The organism is Streptomyces sp. NBC_01006, from assembly GCF_045162725.1.
Classification (GTDB): Bacteria; Actinomycetota; Actinomycetes; order Streptomycetales; family Streptomycetaceae; genus Streptomyces.
Genome location: NZ_CP108700.1, coordinates 5,491,690 through 5,510,003, shown reverse-complemented (window position 1 = coordinate 5,510,003; position 18,314 = coordinate 5,491,690). Strand labels below are relative to the sequence as shown.

The 18,314-nt window shown below is 71.1% G+C and carries 13 protein-coding genes; 3 read left to right on the top strand and 10 right to left on the bottom strand.

What is annotated here, in order from left to right:
• The first annotated feature begins 189 nt into the window (after positions 1-189).
• Entirely contained in the window at positions 190-4,080 is a 3,891-nt protein-coding gene (locus OG509_RS25375; protein WP_406184794.1) for a multifunctional oxoglutarate decarboxylase/oxoglutarate dehydrogenase thiamine pyrophosphate-binding subunit/dihydrolipoyllysine-residue succinyltransferase subunit, read from the top strand.
• Between the two features lie 783 nt (positions 4,081-4,863).
• On the opposite strand, the gene OG509_RS25370 is transcribed toward OG509_RS25375, so the two are convergent.
• From OG509_RS25370 to OG509_RS25360, 3 genes are all read right to left on the bottom strand, one after another.
• Entirely contained in the window at positions 4,864-5,055 is a 192-nt protein-coding gene (locus OG509_RS25370) for a hypothetical protein (RefSeq protein WP_406184793.1), read from the bottom strand.
• Complete coding sequence (locus tag OG509_RS25365; protein ID WP_406184792.1) at positions 5,055-5,276, bottom strand: hypothetical protein; 222 nt, start codon at positions 5,274-5,276, stop codon at positions 5,055-5,057. The genes OG509_RS25370 and OG509_RS25365 overlap by 1 nt, the downstream gene beginning before the upstream one ends.
• A 93-nt stretch (positions 5,277-5,369) precedes the next feature.
• Positions 5,370-6,614, bottom strand: coding sequence for a helix-turn-helix domain-containing protein (locus OG509_RS25360; RefSeq protein ID WP_406184791.1), 1,245 nt, complete (start codon positions 6,612-6,614; stop codon positions 5,370-5,372).
• A 257-nt stretch (positions 6,615-6,871) separates the two neighbouring features.
• On the opposite strand from OG509_RS25360, the gene OG509_RS25355 reads away from it, so the two are divergent.
• Positions 6,872-7,450 (top strand): HD family hydrolase, encoded by a 579-nt coding sequence (locus tag OG509_RS25355; protein ID WP_406184789.1) that lies wholly within the window; start codon positions 6,872-6,874, stop codon positions 7,448-7,450.
• 553 nt (positions 7,451-8,003) lie between these two features.
• Here the strand turns inward: OG509_RS25355 and OG509_RS25350 are convergent.
• From OG509_RS25350 to OG509_RS25340, 3 genes are read right to left on the bottom strand one after another with little or no spacing between them, the layout of a single operon-like run.
• Positions 8,004-8,576, bottom strand: coding sequence for a hypothetical protein (locus OG509_RS25350; protein ID WP_406187679.1), 573 nt, complete (start codon positions 8,574-8,576; stop codon positions 8,004-8,006).
• A gap of 2 nt (positions 8,577-8,578) precedes the next feature.
• Entirely contained in the window at positions 8,579-10,816 is a 2,238-nt protein-coding gene (locus tag OG509_RS25345) for a DUF6571 family protein (protein ID WP_406184787.1), read from the bottom strand.
• A 12-nt stretch (positions 10,817-10,828) separates the two neighbouring features.
• Positions 10,829-11,293, bottom strand: coding sequence for a hypothetical protein (locus OG509_RS25340; protein WP_406184786.1), 465 nt, complete (start codon positions 11,291-11,293; stop codon positions 10,829-10,831).
• Positions 11,294-11,605: 312 nt separating this feature from the next.
• On the opposite strand from OG509_RS25340, the gene OG509_RS25335 reads away from it, so the two are divergent.
• On the top strand, positions 11,606-12,199 hold the full coding sequence (locus OG509_RS25335) for a CPCC family cysteine-rich protein (protein WP_406184785.1): 594 nt from the start codon (positions 11,606-11,608) through the stop codon (positions 12,197-12,199).
• A 19-nt stretch (positions 12,200-12,218) separates the two neighbouring features.
• Here OG509_RS25335 and fxsT read toward each other — a convergent pair whose 3' ends face one another.
• From fxsT to fxsA, 4 genes are all read right to left on the bottom strand, one after another.
• Positions 12,219-15,227, bottom strand: coding sequence for an FxSxx-COOH system tetratricopeptide repeat protein (gene fxsT, locus OG509_RS25330; RefSeq protein ID WP_406184783.1), 3,009 nt, complete (start codon positions 15,225-15,227; stop codon positions 12,219-12,221).
• 63 nt (positions 15,228-15,290) lie between these two features.
• Positions 15,291-16,562 carry an HEXXH motif domain-containing protein gene (locus OG509_RS25325; RefSeq protein WP_406184782.1) on the bottom strand — a complete coding sequence of 424 codons (1,272 nt, stop codon included), beginning with the start codon at positions 16,560-16,562 and terminating at the stop codon, positions 15,291-15,293.
• Entirely contained in the window at positions 16,559-17,872 is a 1,314-nt protein-coding gene (locus OG509_RS25320) for an FxsB family cyclophane-forming radical SAM/SPASM peptide maturase (protein ID WP_406187677.1), read from the bottom strand. Before OG509_RS25320 ends, OG509_RS25325 begins: the two co-directional genes overlap by 4 nt.
• Before the next feature lie 193 nt (positions 17,873-18,065).
• Positions 18,066-18,260 carry an FxSxx-COOH cyclophane-containing RiPP peptide gene (gene fxsA, locus OG509_RS25315; RefSeq protein WP_385579287.1) on the bottom strand — a complete coding sequence of 65 codons (195 nt, stop codon included), beginning with the start codon at positions 18,258-18,260 and terminating at the stop codon, positions 18,066-18,068.
• Between the last annotated feature and the right edge of the window lie 54 nt (positions 18,261-18,314).

Here is an 18,314-nt window from a genome sequence, read left to right as displayed (position 1 = left end):
TGGGGGCCGCAACCACGGTGCCCCCTACCCGAACCAGGCTGGTTTCCCGCCATTCAGAGCGGCGAAACCCGCCGTTCGGTGTGACCTACATGACGTATCTCCCGCCCGGTCTGCATCCACCGGCCAGGGAGGCGTAGCCTTTATTCCCGCTGTCCATACCTTGTGAAGCGGAAGAGGGCGGTTGCCGCCGTGTCGCCACAGTCCCCCAGTAACCCGAGCACCACGACCGAAGCAGCAGAGGGCGGGAAGACCCCTGCCTCAGGCTTCGGTGCCAACGAGTGGCTCGTCGACGAGATCTATCAGCAGTACCTCCAGGACCCGAATTCGGTCGACCGGGCCTGGTGGGACTTCTTCGCCGACTACAAGCCGGGGGGCACTGCGTCTCCGGTGAAGCCGGACGAGCCCAAGAAGTCCCCGACGACGGACGGCGCCTCCGCACAGGCCGCCGCCGCTGTCACCCCGCAGGTCTCCGACGCCGCCGCCACGGGGGCGGCGAGCGCCGCCGCGCCCTCTCCTGCCGCCGCGCGCACGCCTGTGTCAGCTCCTGCCCCTGCTCCTGCCACCCCCTCTGGTGCCCCTGCTGTGACTGTCACCTCCCAGGCCCAGGCCGCCGCACCGGCCGCCGCAGCCCCTCAGGCCCCGGCTCCGGCTCCGGCCGCCGCTCCCGCCGCCGCCCAGAAGGCCGCGCCCGCCACCGAGGCCCCCGCGGGCCCCGAGCTGGTGACGCTCCGCGGCCCGGCGGCAGCCGTGGCCAAGAACATGAACGCCTCCCTCGACGTCCCGACGGCCACGTCCGTCCGCGCCGTCCCGGTGAAGCTTCTGTTCGACAACCGCATCGTCATCAACAACCACCTGAAGCGCGCCCGGGGCGGGAAGATCTCCTTCACGCACCTGATCGGCTACGCGATGGTGCAGGCCATCAAGGCCATGCCGTCGATGAACTACTCCTTCGCGGAGAAGGACGGCAAGCCCACCCTGGTCAAGCCGGAGCACGTGAACTTCGGCCTCGCGATCGACCTGGTGAAGCCCAACGGCGACCGCCAGCTCGTCGTCGCCGGCATCAAGAAGGCCGAGACCCTCAACTTCTTCGAGTTCTGGCAGGCGTACGAGGACATCGTCCGCCGCGCCCGCGTCGGCAAGCTGACGATGGACGACTTCACCGGCGTCACCGTCTCGCTGACCAACCCCGGCGGCCTGGGCACCGTCCACTCCGTGCCCCGCCTGATGCCCGGACAGTCGGTCATCATGGGCGTCGGCTCCATGGACTACCCCGCCGAGTTCCAGGGCACCTCGCAGGACACCCTGAACAAGCTGGGCATCTCCAAGGTCATGACCCTGACCTCGACCTACGACCACCGGGTCATCCAGGGCGCCGCCTCCGGCGAGTTCCTGCGCATCGTCGCGAACATGCTGCTCGGCGAGAGCGGCTTCTACGACGACGTGTTCGAGGCCCTGCGCATCCCGTACGAGCCGGTCCGCTGGCTCCGGGACATCGACGCCTCACACGACGACGACGTCACGAAGGCCGCCCGCGTCTTCGAGCTGATCCACTCCTACCGGGTCCGCGGCCACGTCATGGCCGACACCGACCCGCTGGAGTACAAGCAGCGCAAGCACCCCGACCTCGACATCACCGAGCACGGCCTCACCCTGTGGGACCTGGAGCGCGAGTTCGCGGTCGGCGGCTTCTCCGGCAAGTCGATGATGAAGCTCCGCGACATCCTCGGCGTGCTGCGCGACTCGTACTGCCGCACCACCGGCGTCGAGTTCATGCACATCCAGGACCCGAAGCAGCGCCGCTGGATCCAGGACCGCATCGAGCGCCCGCACTCCAAGCCGGAGCGCGAGGAGCAGCTGCGCATCCTGCGCCGCCTGAACGCGGCGGAGGCCTTCGAGACCTTCCTGCAGACGAAGTACGTCGGCCAGAAGCGCTTCTCGCTGGAGGGCGGCGAGTCCGTCATCCCGCTGCTCGACGCCGTCCTCGACTCGGCCGCCGAGGCCCGCCTCGACGAGGTCGTCATCGGCATGGCCCACCGCGGCCGCCTGAACGTGCTCGCGAACATCGTCGGCAAGTCGTACGCGCAGATCTTCCGCGAGTTCGAGGGCAACCTCGACCCGAAGTCCATGCACGGCTCCGGCGACGTCAAGTACCACCTGGGCGCCGAGGGCACCTTCACGGGCCTGGACGGGGAGCAGATCAAGGTCTCGCTCGTCGCCAACCCCTCGCACCTGGAGGCCGTGGACCCGGTCCTGGAGGGTGTCGCCCGCGCCAAGCAGGACGTCATCAACAAGGGCGGCACGGACTTCACCGTCCTGCCCGTCGCCCTGCACGGTGACGCGGCCTTCGCCGGCCAGGGTGTCGTCGCCGAGACGCTGAACATGTCTCAGCTGCGCGGCTACCGCACCGGCGGCACCGTCCACGTCGTGATCAACAACCAGGTCGGCTTCACCGCCGCCCCGGAGTCCTCGCGTTCCTCGATGTACGCGACCGACGTGGCCCGCATGATCGAGGCGCCGATCTTCCACGTGAACGGCGACGACCCGGAGGCCGTGGTCCGCATCGCGCGGCTCGCCTTCGAGTTCCGTCAGGCGTTCAACAAGGACGTCGTCATCGACCTCATCTGCTACCGCCGCCGCGGTCACAACGAGTCGGACAACCCGGCGTTCACGCAGCCGCTGATGTACGACCTGATCGACAAGAAGCGCTCGGTGCGCAAGCTGTACACCGAGTCCCTCATCGGTCGCGGCGACATCACGCTGGAAGAGGCGGAGCAGGCGCTCCAGGACTTCCAGGGCCAGCTGGAGAAGGTCTTCGCGGAGGTCCGCGAGGCCTCCACGCAGCCCGTCGGCGCCCCGGTGTCCCCGGCGCAGACCGCGCAGGAGTTCCCGGTCAAGGTGAACACGTCGGTCTCCCAGGAGGTCGTCAAGCGGATCGCCGAGTCCCAGGTCAACATCCCGGACCACGTCACCGTCCACCCGCGTCTGCTGCCGCAGCTGCAGCGCCGCGCGGCGATGATCGACGAGGGCACCATCGACTGGGGCATGGGCGAGACCCTCGCCTTCGGCTCGCTGCTGATGGAGGGCACCCCGGTCCGGCTGTCCGGCCAGGACTCCCGCCGCGGTACGTTCGGCCAGCGCCACGCGGTGCTGATCGACCGGGAGACCGGCGAGGACTACACCCCGCTGCAGTACCTGTCGGACGAGCAGGCCCGCTTCAACGTCTACGACTCGCTGCTCTCCGAGTACGCGGCCATGGGCTTCGAGTACGGCTACTCGCTGGCCCGCCCGGACGCTCTGGTCCTCTGGGAGGCCCAGTTCGGTGACTTCGTCAACGGCGCGCAGACCGTCGTGGACGAGTTCATCTCCTCCGCGGAGCAGAAGTGGGGCCAGACGTCCGGCGTCACCCTCCTCCTGCCGCACGGCTACGAGGGCCAGGGCCCGGACCACTCGTCCGCGCGTCCCGAGCGCTTCCTGCAGATGTGCGCGCAGGACAACATGACGGTCGCGATGCCGACCCTGCCGTCGAACTACTTCCACCTGCTGCGCTGGCAGGTCCACAACCCGCACCACAAGCCGCTCATCGTCTTCACCCCGAAGTCGATGCTGCGTCTGAAGGCGGCGGCGTCGAAGGCCGAGGAGTTCACCAGCGGTTCCTTCCGCCCGGTGATCGGCGACTCGACGGTGGACCCGAACGCGGTCCGCAAGGTCGTGTTCTGCGCGGGCAAGGTCTACTACGACCTGGAGGCCGAGCGGGAGAAGCGCGGCATCACGGACACCGCGATCATCCGCATCGAGCGGCTGTACCCGCTGGCGGGTGCGGAACTCCAGGCGGAGATCGCCAAGTTCCCGAACGCGGCGAAGTACATCTGGGCGCAGGAGGAGCCGGCGAACCAGGGCGCGTGGCCCTTCATCGCCCTCAACCTGATCGACCACCTCGACCTGGCGGTCGGCGCGGACGTCCCGGCGGGCGAGCGCCTGCGGCGCATCTCGCGCCCGCACGGCTCCTCCCCGGCGGTGGGCTCGGCGAAGCGCCACCAGGCGGAGCAGCAGCTCCTCCTGAACGAGGTCTTCGAGGCGTAACCACGAAGCCGACGGCACGACGGAAGGCCCGGCCCCCAAAGGGGGTGCCGGGCCTTCCGGCTACGTACGGGCCTCCGCCGCCCCGGGGCCTCCGCCGCCCCGGGGCCTTCGCCCCCTCTCCCCCCACCGCCAAGCGGTGGCTGCCCACCCGCCCCCATCGGCAGCGAGGCGCGGCGCAGCGCATCGCCGGACGGAGTCGAGGAGCTCCGCTCGCCCGGGGCCTTCACCCCCCTCTCCCCCCACCGGACCCGGCATTTGCCCACCCGCCCCCTCGGCAACGAAGCGGGCGCGGCACATCGCCGGACGGGCCTCGGACAGCAGAGTTCCGCCGGGCCGAGTCGGCCAGTGGACCCCGGCGACGCGGGGTTCGGCATCCAATTGACCCGCATCAGGGAAGGTTTGGGGGTTTCCCGTCAGTCCCATCGTCCTTCCGGTGCGGGCCGGGCCCTCAAGGGCGCTCCCTGCGGTCGCGTCGCTCCGCGATGGCCTTCGGCCACCCTTGACCGCCCGTCCCACCCCGGAAAGACAAAGGACTGCCGGGAAGCCCCCAAAAGAACGGCACGGGGCGGAGAGCCATGAGCGGCCGGCTCAGGAAGCAGCCAGAGTCCGGGGGCTTGGCCATCGGGCCCACCAGCATGCGTGAACCGGGTCGCCGACGGCCCAACCTGCACGAAACGACGACCAGCAGCCCATCAGCGTCCCCGGTCGCGTCAAATCGCTACGCGCTCCTCGCCACTGGCGTCCGACGCCCCTCTGTGGCTGGACATAGGCCGCCACAGATCGCTACGCGCCTGAGCCTGTCTGGCGACGGACGCGCAGTTCGGGGTGGTGTCGCATGATCAGGACGTTCATGTCGCTGACGCGTGAGCGGTCACGGTCCACGTGGGCCTGGAAGCGGGCTGCGACGTGGGCGGTGCACTCGGCGCAGGAGTCCGGAGGGACCGGCAGCCGGGGGAACAGGTCGGCGGCCTCCATCACACGGCCTCGATGTTGGCCACGGCCGTGGAGATCTCCCGGCCGGACGGACCCCGGACATACGCCAGCTGCACCCAGCGCTCACGGACCGGTGTGTCGGAGACGTCCTGACGGACCACCGCCATGAGCTCCCCCTCGACGCCGGACGCAATGTCCCGCACCCGCTTGTGGAGCAGTGCGTGAGGGACATCCTCGAAGGGGCGGGGTACTGCTTCATGCATCACGGGGTCTCACTCCCTGCCGTCGTCATTGGGTGGTGTGACGACGGTAGGGGCGGCCCGGTACAGGCAGAGGCACAGTTTGTGCCCGTGCCTTCAGGCAGTCAGCAGCCCCAGCCGCGAGGCGAGTTCAGACGCTCGCCTGCGGCGGGCAGGGCTCTTCGACTCGGCCTCCTCCAGGACGATCCGCTTCGCGTACCCGTTGTACTGCACGGTTTCCGGCGCAGCCTCGTGGGCCTGCGCCAGCGTCGCCAGTGCCACGTCCGGCTGCGCGTCGAGGTGGTACGCGCGGGCCTGCTCGATCCGATGCCGGGCCCGTCGCGGCCGCGACGGAATCGCCTCCGCCTCCGCCCGCGCGGCTTGGCGCGCCGACTCGCCGCCGGCGTGCAGCTCGACTGCGACGGTGACCGCGTGAGCGCCGATGACGGCCCGGGAGAAGCTCGTCACCGGGTGGAAGTACCCACGGGGTAGGGACTCGGCCAGGGCCCGGGCATCGTCCCAGTACCGCCACGCCGTGCCGGTCTCGCCGCGGCGGGCGGCCGTCAGCCCCGCCTCGACGGTGAGGGCACCGGCGACCGCGCGGACGTCCGTGTCGGCGTCAGGGAGGAGCGGCTCCAGGTAGCGGAGCGTCTCCAGGGTCACAGCGTCCGCCGCGTCCAGGTGGGCACTCTCCCGGTGGGCCTGCGTGGTCAGCCACGCGGCGAGGCCGATCGCGTGCGGGTCCTCGGAGTCCTGCGCGGCCATCATGCCGCGCTCCGCCACACGCCACACCAAGGGCGCGTCCGGCTGGTAGGCGCAGAAGAACTGCGCGAGGAAGTACACCTCTGCCAGGCGCGCTTGGGCCGCTTTCCGGTCGGCAACGGTCGTGGCCTGGCGGACCGCAGCCTGCGCGTCCCGCACCAGATCCGGGAGCAGCGCCCCGACCACTTCGCGGTGATTCGGCGCCGAATGCCGGGCCGACCACGCGCGCGCGAGGCGCGCGGTCAGGTGCGCGGCCGGCGGTGCCTCTCGGCTGTCGCCGAGCTGGAGCGTGTTGAGGGCCTCGCGGACCGCGGCGAACCGCGGATGCCCGGGGCCGGTGAACAGCCCGACCCGCATGGACTGGTCCCCCGTGAGGTCGGACAGGTCCCGGACGCGCAGCACCTCGGCGATGCGGAGGATGACGGGCAGATGCGGGGTCCGCAGACGGCCGGTCTCGATGGCCTTGACCCATGATCCGGATCGCGCGAGAAGGCCGCCGAGTTGGTCGCGGGTGAGGCCGCGGCGCTGGCGGAGGATCTGCATTCTTTGCCCGAAGACCAACGGGTCGGTGTACGGGTCCGGAGTAGCCTCAGGTGACATGGCGGCCTTGCCCCTCTCCTTGCAGCTCGACACCAACAGGGTATGGGGCAGGGCCGATTCTGTGTGATCCAGAACGCACGAAAACGCCTCCCTCGCGGCCCCGTTGGCGTACCAGAGACCTCAGTGTCCACTGCTTGTGAGCCCTCCTCGCGGACCACCTGATGTTGGATGGTGACGCGGCCTCGGCGCGTGCGCGCCGAGAGCTGGAGGGCATCCGGTACGCGATTCGCCTCGCCGAGGCATGAGAAGGAGACACAGTGGCTGACGACCTGTCCGCGGTGGCGCGCTTCCTCTACGAGGCGGGCACGCTCAAGCACACCCGCCGTACCGGCTGGTGGATGGCCGGCGTCAACGACCCCGAGAGCGTCGCCGAGCACTCGTGGCGCACCTCGCTCATCGCGTCGGTCATCGCGAAGCTGGAGGGCGCCGACCCCGCGCGTGCCGCGTTCCTGGCCGTCTGGCACGACACGCAGGAGACCCGTACCGGGGACGTCAACCACCTCGGGAAGAAGTATGCGCCGGCCGGCGACCCGCAGGCCGTGACGGCCGACCAGACCGCGGGCATGCCCGACGTACTCGCGTCGGCGATTCGCGAGCTGGTCGCCGAGTACGAGGCGAAAGACTCACCTGAGGCGGTCTGCGCCCGCGACGCGGACAAGCTGGAGTGCATGCTCCAAGGCATCGAGTACAAGGCCCAGGGCTACGCGAACGCACAGCGGTGGATCGACAACAGCCGGGCCCGGATCGCGACCGAGACGGGGCAGCGGCTGGCCGACGAGCTGCTCGCACAGGGACCGCTGGACTGGCTGCGCAACGCCCTCGGCGAGAAGGCCTGAGGCCCTGCAGTCGACGAGAACAGTCCAATGACCAACCGCTCAGCCCCGGACGGCCGTCGGACGCCAGGCGTGAGGAGCGCGTAGCGATCTGCTGCGGGCCTGCCTCCGATGGGCTGCTGGTCGCTGATTCGTGCGGGTAGAGCCGCCACCGACTCGAAACATGCCTACGCATTGGCCCGGGCGGAAGGTTGCCTGATGCCCGCGCCCCGACCCTGCCCGGACGGGGTGGTGAGCCTTGCCGGACGCTGCCCGGGGAACGTGGCAGTCGGTCCCTGATCTGCCCCGCTCATTGCGCTCTGGCCCGTGCCGTTCTTTTGGGGGGTTCCCGGCAGTCCTTTGTCTTTCCGGGGTGGGACGGGGGGTCAAGGGTGGCCGAAGGCCATCGCGGAGCGACGCGACCGCAGGGAGCGCCCTTGACGGGCCGGCCCGCACCGGAAGGACGATGGGACTGACGGGAAACCCCCAAACCCTCCCTGATGCCGGGTGATGAGGTGCCGAACCTCGAAGCCCCAGGCCCGCCGGTGGTGGGAGAAGGGTGAAGGCCCGAGCGAGCTCAGGCCTCGCAGTCGTACTGCTTGGCGAGGTGGTCAACGGCCTCAAGGACCACGGTGCGAGAGGCCGCTACGAGGGCCGCGTCGTCCCAGTTCTCCGCCACGACGACGCCGGGTGCGACCTCCAGCGAGACCGTTACGTACTCAGTGCCCGCCTTCATCCTCTTCGGGCAGCCGGCGGGGACCTGGACCTCGCTCTGCCGGGGGCCCACCCATCCCGAACGGCCGTCGGGAAGCCCGGTGGCGCCCTTGGCCGGGTTGTTCAGGGTGTTGGCGGGACGGACGGCGAGGGTGTACTGGAGCGGGCCTTCGGTGGCTTTCTCCGGGACCCGGATGAAGAAGCAGGTGGTGGAGAAGACGGGGTCCGCCCCGGACTTGCCGGTCTTGTGCTCGTCGACGGTGACCCGGCCACCCATGCCGTCGGACAGCAGCCCCGCCGTCTTCTCGGTGAGCATGCCGAGGCAGAGGTTACGCGCACGCAGGTCCTTCAGCGGGCTGGGCCACAGCTGGATCGCGGTGACGACCGCCGCCGCGGCCAGGAGCACGGCGGGCAGCACCAGGTACTTCCTGTTCACGGTCAACGCTCGCCCATCTTCATGTCAGCGTCCTTGATGCCGTTCTGATACCACTGCTGGGCGGTGGGCTGGAGGCCGTCCTCGTACTCCCCAGGGCTCGCGTCCAGCTCCGACAGGGCAAGACCCCGCCCCTGCGCCATCTGGCGCAGCATGGCGTCCATCTGCTTCTCGCCGTTGTCGTAGTGGTTGATCATGTTGTTGCGGGTCTCGGCATCGACCTTGGAGTTGAGATCGTTCATGTACGCGGCCGTGCCGACGTCGATCGAGCGCTGGAGGACGTCACCCGCTACGGGGATGGCCGTCAGGGGCGCGCCGATGATGTGGTAGTTCATCATCTTGTTCCAGCTGTTGGCGTCCTTCTGTGCCTGCCCGAGGTCGTAGATGACATCCCCTCGCGTGCCGTCGAGGTGGCCGAGCACCTCAGAGGACTGCTTGACCCAGGCGCGCAGTTCCGGGTCTTCCTTACGGTAGGAGTCCGCCGGGAAGCGGTCGAGGCCGTCGGCGATCACCGCGGTCTGCGAGGCGTGGATGACGCCGAAGGCCTGCGGGTCCTCGGCGGTGGAGCGGATGATCCGGGTCAGGGCCCCGCGGTCGATGTCGAGATCGTTGAAGGCGGTGTGCCCATCCATGTCCTTGCCGAGGATCTGGTGCACGTCGGAGCCGTAGTCGCCGATCATCTCGCCCATGGCCATGCGCATGGTGACGGGCACGGCGCTCTGGTTCTTCTTCGTCTCCTCGGCGTACTCGTCGACCATTCGCTCGAAGATCGCGGTCTCGGCACCGTCGTGGCGCGTGCCCACGGGGTGCAGCGGGCCGCCCGGCTGACGGCCTGTGGCCGCGGCGTCGACGGCGGCCGCGAACTCGCCACGGGCGGAGGTCCGCTGCAGGTCCTCAGGCATCTTGTCTTGAACGTCGCCACCCGGCCATTCACGGTCCTCCAGGAAGTACTTCAGGTTGTCCGTCGTGTGGGGATCGAAGTAGTGGGTGGCGGCGGACGGGTTGCGGCTCATCGCGTTCATCAGACCCTTCATCGGGTCCTCCTGGGTGCCCTGCCAGTTCTTCATGACCCCGTCGTAGGCGTCTTTGTCGTGGGTCTCCCACTCGCGGATGCCGTCGCCGACCTTCTTCAGGAAGGCCTCGCTGTAGACGGGGTCGTCCTTGTCCTTGCGGAACGGACTGTCCTTGGGGTCCTTCGGGTCGTACGGCTTGTCCCCGGCGTCGGCGGCCATCAGATCGGTGAGGGCCTTCCAGCCCGTCGCCCCGCCCGACAGTTGCCCCGGGTGCTGGTTCGGCAGACCGTTGCCGTTGCGCGCGGTGGCGATGAGCCGGTCGGTCCAGGGCGAGGTGACGCCGCCCGGCGAGCCGATCGGCGAGTCGGGTCCGGTGGCGGTGGCCAGGCTCCCGGACAGGGCCTTGTAGAGACGGGCGTCGGTGGCGGAGACCTGGCCGTCGCGGCCGCCGTTCTCCAGGCTTCCGGCGAGCAGCAGCACCGCCTCCTGGTCCTCGCGGCCGTTGTAGCTGAGGTTCTGCATCAGCTCGGCGGAGAACGCCGGCGAGTCCTTGCCACCCTCGACCAGGGTGAGGAGCCGCTCACGCTCCTTGTCGTCGAGGTACTCCCAGCGGCCGTAGAGCTTGGCCGCCTCGCGGCCGTTCTCCGTCTGCTGCTTCTCCTCGGCGCGCATCTTCTTGGCGTCGGCTACGCCGCCGAGGTCGGTGCTGCCGAAGTCGTTGGGGTGGTTCTTGATCAGCGCGCGAAGACCCCAGGCACACAGTTCGTCGGCCTCGTTGGCACGCTGCAGGATGCCTTCGATCTTGCCGCGCAGCGCCTCGAACTGCGCCTCGGTGGCAATCGGCTCGGTGCTGTCCTTGGACCGGCGGTCGGGGTGGACGCGGTGGCTGAGCACGCCGTTCGGGTAGATGGTGATGCCCGGAGGAGGGTTCTCGTACGTGGCCTTGAGGTCGTCATGGGCGGTTTTGAGTAAGGTGTGGGCGTCCTGGAGGAGGTCGCGTACGGATTCGGCCTCGGTGACGGCGTCACCGAACTCCTTGGCCGTCTTCGTGACGAACTCCTTCGTCACGGAGGCGTTCTCACCCCTCCAGGTGGACTTGCCGGCCTTGCCCTGCATGGCCGACGCATCGGTCTTGAGCTGCGTCAGTTTGGCGATCATCTCGGTCCACTGGGTGACCGCGGTGTCCATCGGACCCAGCTTGACGTTCAGGAGCTGCTCGAACGTGGGCATGGCTGCGGCTCCTTACCGGAAGAACTCGTTGATCTTGGACGCGGACACGGCGCCGTCGCGGCCCGGCACGACGGGACCGATGATGCGCAGCTGCGCCCCGATCCACTCGTCGTTGCCCTTGTTCGACCTCTTCGTGTAGTCGAGGTGGTTGGAGATGTGCGCGCACGCCTGGAGGAGGGTCTTGACCTGCGTCTCCCAGGTCTTGTTCACCTCCGAGAGCGCGGCGCCGGCGTCGAAGCCGTCACCCTTCAGGCCGCTCCCGGCGCTCTCGCTCGCCGCGCTCGCGTGCTTCCCGGCGGGTTCCAGGCCGTCGAACAGGCCGTGGGCGGCATGGCCGATCTCGCCGAGGTCGTCGTCCTCGACCACGTAGTCGGCCGAGCCCTCCTTCGGAGCCGAACCACCCGTACTGTCGGCGTGGTTCAGCCTCATGCTGACGGCCGCCGCCTTGTCCGCGGCCCACTCTTCATCGAACGACATCGCCGAGACCCCCGTGTCCCTGGCCGCAGAGCAGCCCCGACCGCCACGCTACCCACACCAGCCACAACCACCCGCGCATATATACGAGTTCTTCACGCGGCGACGTGAGCGCGAGCACTCGGTACACGCCCGAGGCGGTCTGCACGCGCGGCGCGGACAAGTTGGAGGGCATGCTCCAGGGCATCGAGTACAAGGCCCAGGGCTACGCGAACAGCGCTGCGCGCACAATGCTTGAAACGATCGTCCAGGGCTGGAGCAGTAGTGACCGCGCACGTATTTCCCTGCATCGTCTGCGGGAACCTCACTGTCCTTGTGCCGGGGCACCATGAGATCTGCCCCGTCTGCGGATGGCAGGACGACGGTGGGGACTACCGTGATCCCGACCGGTACGTGGGCGGCCCGAATCACGTCACGCTCCGTGAGGCCCGCCGGAACTACCAGGCGTTCGGTGCCAGTGAGCGCCGGCTGATCGACCGGGTCAGGCTCCCGCTCCCCGAGGAGGTTGCGGCTCCGCAGGCGGAAGCGGTCGGGCAGGCTGTCGGCTGGCTCGATTTCGTCGACAATCCCGAAGCGGTACGGACGGTATACGGGGCTCGGTCCGTTCCGGAGCTCGACGGGGTCCTCGTACGGGAGGTCGTGTGGCGCGTCGAGGACGGACCTCAGCTGCTGATCCGCTTCGACCTGCCCGCCGAGGACGGATGCGACACGGTCCAGGTGCAGCTTCCGCTGACCGGCGCGGCCGCCGCACTGGAGGCCGCGCAGGACAGTGACCCGGTGGGGCGCATCACGCTCGGCCCCGGAGCCCGTACGCCCGTGGCCCTGTCCTTGGAAGCCGGACGGTTCCGCGCACGGGTGAACGCCGACCGGGCGTCGGTCCACGAGGTCGCGGCCCGTCCGCGGGATTGACCGGTGGCGCGGGTACCCGCTACGGCTGCGGCTCGAAGTCCCAGTACGGGCGGTTCTGTTGGCGGGCCGAGACCGTGTGGACGTGTTGGGGGCCCAGGGTGCGGGTCAGGGCCTTCAGGCCCGCGTCCTCGTGTTTCTGGGCCTCCGTGTCCTCGCGGACCGAGCGGAGGTCGGCGGCCAGGGCGATCTGGGCGCTCAGGGTCATCGGGTGGTCCGGGCCCAGGATCTGTTCGCAGCTGCGGAGGGTTTCACGGCTCAGGGACACCGCGTCCTCGAAGTGGCCCGTGATGTTGCGGTGGCCCGTGGCGTTCAGGGCGCAGCCCAGGGTCCACGGGTGGCGGTCGCCGACTGCGCCGCGCATGCCGACCAGCGCCTGTTCCGCCAGATTGAGGGCCTCCACCCGTTCGCCCTGGGCGCGCAGGACGAGGCCGAGGTTGCCGACCGTGCCGATGCTGTACGGGTGGGCGAGTCCGAGTTGGGTTTGATAGCCGCGGACCACCTCCTCCGAGATCCGGCGGGCCTCGCCGATGTCCCCGTACTCCCGCAGGTACGTCGCGTAGTCCGAGGCGACCATCAGCGTCCACGGGAACTCCGCGCCGAACACCCGCGTGGAGCGCTCCAGGACGCTGCGCAGCCGGGCCCCGGCGCCCGGGATGTCCCCGGAGCGGCGCAGGCACATGCCGAGGTTGTGCTCGGCGCGCAGGGTCTGGGGGTGGTTGGGGCCGAGGACCTGGCTGTTGAGCTTGAGGCCCTGTTCCTGGCGGGCGAGGGCCTCGCGGTAGCGGCCCATCAGCCGCAGCCCCATCGCGCAGCCGATCCCGGAGGAGAGGGTGGCGATGTGCCGTACGCGCAGCACCCGCTCGCGCCGGCGCAGGGTGTCGAGGTCGGTGTCGTACGCCTCCTGGTAGCGGCCCAGCAGCCTCAGCGCGACGGCCACGTTGTTCTCGGCGTTGAGGGTGGTGGAGTCGTCCTCGCCGAGCAGTTCGCGGTAGCGGGCGAAGGCGTGCTCCAGCAGTTCGCGGGCCCGGTCGAACTTGGCCGTGCTGAGCAGCACCCCGGCGTACGTGCTGGTGGCGCGCAGGGTCTCCAGGTCCCGGTCGCCGCGCTCGGCCAGCAGCCGGTCGGCGACCGATTTGGCGAGGGTCTCGGCACGCTTGAAGTGGCCGAGCATCCGCAGGGCGCCGCCGTAGTGGTAGCTGAGCTCGCGGACCTGGTCGTGGTCGTCGCCGAGCATCGCGCGCCACACGGCGTCGGTGTGCTCGGCGAGCCGCAGGCAGGTGCGGTACTCCCCGGCGAGGATCAGGTAGCGCAGGCAGTGCAGCAGGAAGGTCTGGATCCGCGGGTTGCTGCTGGTCAGGACGCCGGCGCTCTCCAGGTGCGGGATCAGCTCGGCGTACCGCGGCCACAGCCGGGAGTCGGAGGGGCGGCCCGGGTCCGCGGCGGCGAGGACCTGCCGGACGGCGCGGGAGAGCGGTTCGGCCTCCTCCTCGGAGAGGTCCTCGCGGACGATCCCGTGCACCATGCGGTGCAGCTGCACGGTCTCCAGCCCGCCCCCGCCCTCCTCCACCGACAGGTCGGAGTATTCGAGGCGGACGACCGAGAACTGGACGAGCTTGTTCAGGGCGGCGTTCCACCGGATCTGGTCGTTGATGAGCCCGGCGAGCTGCTCGGGCACGTCGTCGGCGGGGAACTCCCGCAGCAGCCGCAGCGGCACCGGCCCGGGCGCGAAGAACACGAAGAGCCGCAGCAGGGCGAGCGCGTCGGGGAAGTTCTCCCGGACGTTGTTCAGCAGTATCGCGAGGGCGGTGGGGAAGGGCAGCGGGTAGTCGTCGGAGACGGTGACGGCCTCGTGGGAGTCCAGTCTGCGCTGGAGCAGGGCCAGGTAGTCGCCCACCGTCAGCGGGGAGTCGGCGAGCCAGCCGGCGGTCTGGTCGAGGGCGAGGGGGTAGTCCTCCAGGGCCTCGGCGAGCTGGTCGGCCTCCTCGCCGGTGAGCCGGCGGGCCCGGCGGCGGATGAAGGTGATCGACTCGGGACGCGCGTACAGCGGGACTTCGAGGAGGCTGGTGTGCCGCGAGGCCCATTCGCGGTTGCGGGAGGTGATGATGACGTCGCCGGCGCCCGAGGGCAGCAGATCGGTGAGGTCGTCGGGGTTGTCGCAGCCGTCGAAGACCACCAGCCAGCGGCTGTACGGGGATCCGCGCCGCAGCGCCTCCAGGACGGCCCGGATCTGCTCGCCGTAACTTCCGGCGCCGCGCGGCAGGCCCATCGCCGGAGCCAGGTCGGCGAGCCGCTCGCGCAGCGTGGGCCGGTCCTCGGCGGGGACCCACCACACCACGTCGTACTCGGAGGCGAAGCGGTACGCGTACTCGGTGGCGACCTGCGTCTTGCCCACCCCGGACAGTCCGAGCAGGGTGACGGTCGAGGCGCCGGGCGGGGCGTCGGCGAGGGCGGCGCGCAGCCGGCCGATCACGTCGTTGCGGCCGGTGAAGCGCGGGTTGCGGCGCGGGACCCGGCCCCAGATCTCGGGCGGGTCGTTGGGGAAGCGGGGGCCGCGGCGGCCGGTCTCGGCGCCGATGCGGTCGGTGGGCAGTTCGAGCCGGCGCAGCACCCGGTACTCCGCCTCGTACGCGTCCAGGCCCCACAGGTCGGTCTTCTCCAGTACGGCGACGGCGCTGGGCAGATGCGCGTCGGTGAGGCAGACGGCCGCGAACCGGTCGGGGTGGGCGTCGGTGACGGCGCGCAGGGCGGTGTTCCACTCCTCGTCGGTGTGGGCGGCGGCGGAGAAGTAGCGCTCGCTGAGGATGAGCAGGACCCGGCTGCCGCTGCGGGCCAGGTCGTCCAGGGCGGGGGCCAGGCCGGGGGTGGACCGCGGGTCCCAGCGGGCGAGGGCGACGCGGTGGCCGTGCTCCTCCAGGCGGTGGGCGATCCACACGGCCCAGGGCCGGTTGAACCCGGCGAAGCTGATGACGAAGCGCTGCGGCTGCGCGGCTCCGTCGCGGTCTCGGTCCTGGCGAAGTCCGGTGGTCATGCGGCCGTCTCCCTGGCATCCGGGCGGTGGACGGGCTTGAAAGGTACCGCAGCGGACGGCCCGTCAGACCTCTGCGAACGGGGCGAGTTCGGGGTGGAGCGCGCACCAGGCGCGGCGCTCCCGGTCGACGGCGCGGCGGGCGACGGCGTACTGGTCGCCGGGCGGCGGCAGGTCGTCCATGGCCCGTTCCGCGACGGCCATGGCGGCGGTGAACTCCCGCCCGGCCGTGGTGAGTTGCGAATGCCCGTGGAGTACGGGGAGGACGGCGGCGACCTGGGCGCGGATCCGGGCGTGCTGGGCCCAGGCGCCGCGCGCGCCGTACAGGGCGGCGCGCTGCCAGTACCCGGCCAGGGCCAGATGGGCGTACGCGCCGTGCAAGAGTCCCTCCAACGGGCGCGGGTCGCCGCGCCAGGGGGCCCAGTGCCGCGGCGTGCGGTCGGCGGTGTGCAGGGTCAGGATGTCGGCGAGGGCGGTCAGCTTGCCGTGCTGGACCTCGTGGACGAGGGTGGCGGCCAGCGCGGGCGGGGCCTGCGTACGGGCGAGGACGGACCCGGCGGCCGCGGGCAGGGTGGCGCCGCTGGAGCGGGAGCCGCCGCCCAGCGGGACGACGGAGCGCAGCAGCAGGCCGATCTCGTCGGCGCGGGCGGTGTCGTACCGGTCGAGCAGGGTGAGCGCCCCGGACCACTGGGTGTCCCAGCGCTTGTGGCCCTTGGGGGTGAGCCGGCGGGCGGGGCGGACGGGCCCCGGGTGGGCGGGCCCGGGGTAGGCGGGCCCGGGGGCCCGGTACGGGTCGAGGTCGTCGAGGGCGGTACGGCCGCCGGGCAGGGGGTGCAGGACGAGGGCGGCGGGGTCGTCGGGGTCCCAGCAGCCTTCGGTGAGGGCGAGCGGGCCGGGCCGGGCGGGGCGCAGCAGTCCGAGGGTGGGCAGTACGAGCCGGCCGTGCACGGGCCGCAGGGTGGTCTTGAAGGTGATCCCGGAGCGCAGGGCCGCGGCGACGGCGAGGGCTCCGAGGTGGCCGAGGTCGGCCGGGGGCCCGTACGGGGCGTGCAGCCGGCGCAGGGTCTCCTCGGCCCACACCCCGGTGGCCGGGTAGTGCAGTACGTCGCGGACGGCGTCGGGGTCGCGCCGTTCGGCCTCCTCCAGCAGGGCCCAGTGGTCGGCGGCCTCCCCGGCCCGGCCGCCGGGGGCGGCGTCGAGGACCCCGCGCAGCAGGACGAGCCGCTTGGAGCGGCGGATGTCGCGGACCAGGCGGGTGCCGTCGGCGCAGGGCTCGGTGGACGCGAGGGCGCGCAGGGTGGCCGAGGTGACGGTGAACCCGGTCAGGGGCGTGCTCATGAGGCGGCCGCCCGCCGGGGCGCCTGGCCGGCGGACATCGGTCCGGGCTGCCCGGCGCCCGGCTGCCCGGGGGCCGGCTGCCCGGGGGCTGCCTGCGCGGCGGCCGTGTGCAGTGCCGTCGCGATGTGACGGATGAGGACCTGGAGGTCGGCGCAGTAGACGGAGGGCTGCCGGAAGCCCTCGCCGGCGCGGTAGCGGTGCGGGTAGTGGCCGCCGCCGCAGACCTCGACGAGCTCGCAGGCGCGACAGCCGTCGGCGAGCGCCTCTCGGCCGAGCTGGCGGGCGGCGAGCCCGGGGTGGTCGAGGAACGCGTCGAAGCCGTGGCTCTCCACGGTCATCCCGGTGGCGGCCGCGCCCTCGTAGGCGGATTTGAGCGAGTCGGCCTGCTCGATGGAGCCGTCGGTCTCGATCACGGCGGTGGCGGCGGGGGCGAGGCCGAGGGTCTCGGTGGCGGCGGGCAGTCCGAGCAGCAGGGCGATGATCTCCTCGAAGATCCGGATCCGGGTCCGCAGCACCGCGTCGTGCCACCAGCGTTCGAAGACGGCGACGAGCCAGTCGGCGTACGGGGTGCGGGGCGGGTGGTGGCCGGGCGGCGGGGTGTTCCAGTTGGCCAGCGGGAGCAGCAGCCCGATGACCGGCGGGGCGAAGGCGAGCAGGGACTCGTACGTCTCCACCGGGTCCTGGGCGAGGTCGACGACGCAGAGCACCCCGGCGTAGCTCTCGGGGTGCCGGGCGAGCAGGCGCAGTCCGCGGGCGGCGGCGGCGAACCCCGGTCGGCCGGTGCGGTCCACGCGGCGGGCGTTGTGCGCGGGCAGTCCGCCGTCGAGGCTGACGCCGACGCGTATCCCGGCGGCGGCGAGCGCGCCGAGCCGGCCCCGGGTGAGCAGGGTGCCGTTGGTCTGGACGGTGGCGGTGACCCGGGTCCGCGGCGAGGTCCGGGCCAGGGCGGCCCGTACCGCGTCGACGGGGGCGGCCAGTTCGGCGGGTGCGGTGAGCAGGGGTTCGCCGCCGTGCAGGACGAGGTCGACGCGGGCCAGGTCGTGGGCGGCGGCGTGCTCGGCGATGCGGGCGGCGGCGCGGGCGGCCGTGGCCGGGGACATGGCGGCGGGCTGGCCGCGCCAGCCCTGGTCGGCCATCTCGTACACGTAGCAGTAGGTGCAGGCGAGGTTGCAGCGGCTGCGGGTCTTGAGCACGAACTGCCGTACCGGGTGGGGCCGGTGGCCCGCGGCGCGGAGCGCGGGCACGTCGAGCCGGGCGTACGGCCACGGCGCGTGGACGAGGTGGTTCCGCCGAGAGGGCGTCACGGGCATCGATGGCGTCAAGGGCGTCGAAGGCGTCGAGGGCAGCACGGCGTCGCTCGTGTCGGTCTGCCTCATCACCTGTACCTCCCGCGCCGCGGACGGTGCATCCCTGCCCGGCGGACGGCACCTGCTAACGGCGGAAACGGGACAACTGTGGGTGCTCTGCGTGGCCTTGGGACTGCGGTGCGTGAGGGGTCCGCCGTCAGGCCACCCCCGAGTCGAAGGCGTTGAGGATCTCCGCGGGGTGGGTGACCCTCTCCACCATGCCTTCGATGACCCGGGCCAGCACGGGGTGGTCGATCCCGCGCAGTGCTGCCAGATCGAACCCGGAGAGGTCCGGTAACTGCCCCGGGCAGGCGGAGCCCGCCGTTTCCACTTCATGCTGCCGAGTCACCATGGGCTGCCCGTCCCCCCGTCGAGTCGCGTGTCGATGGTCCACTACCCACTTACG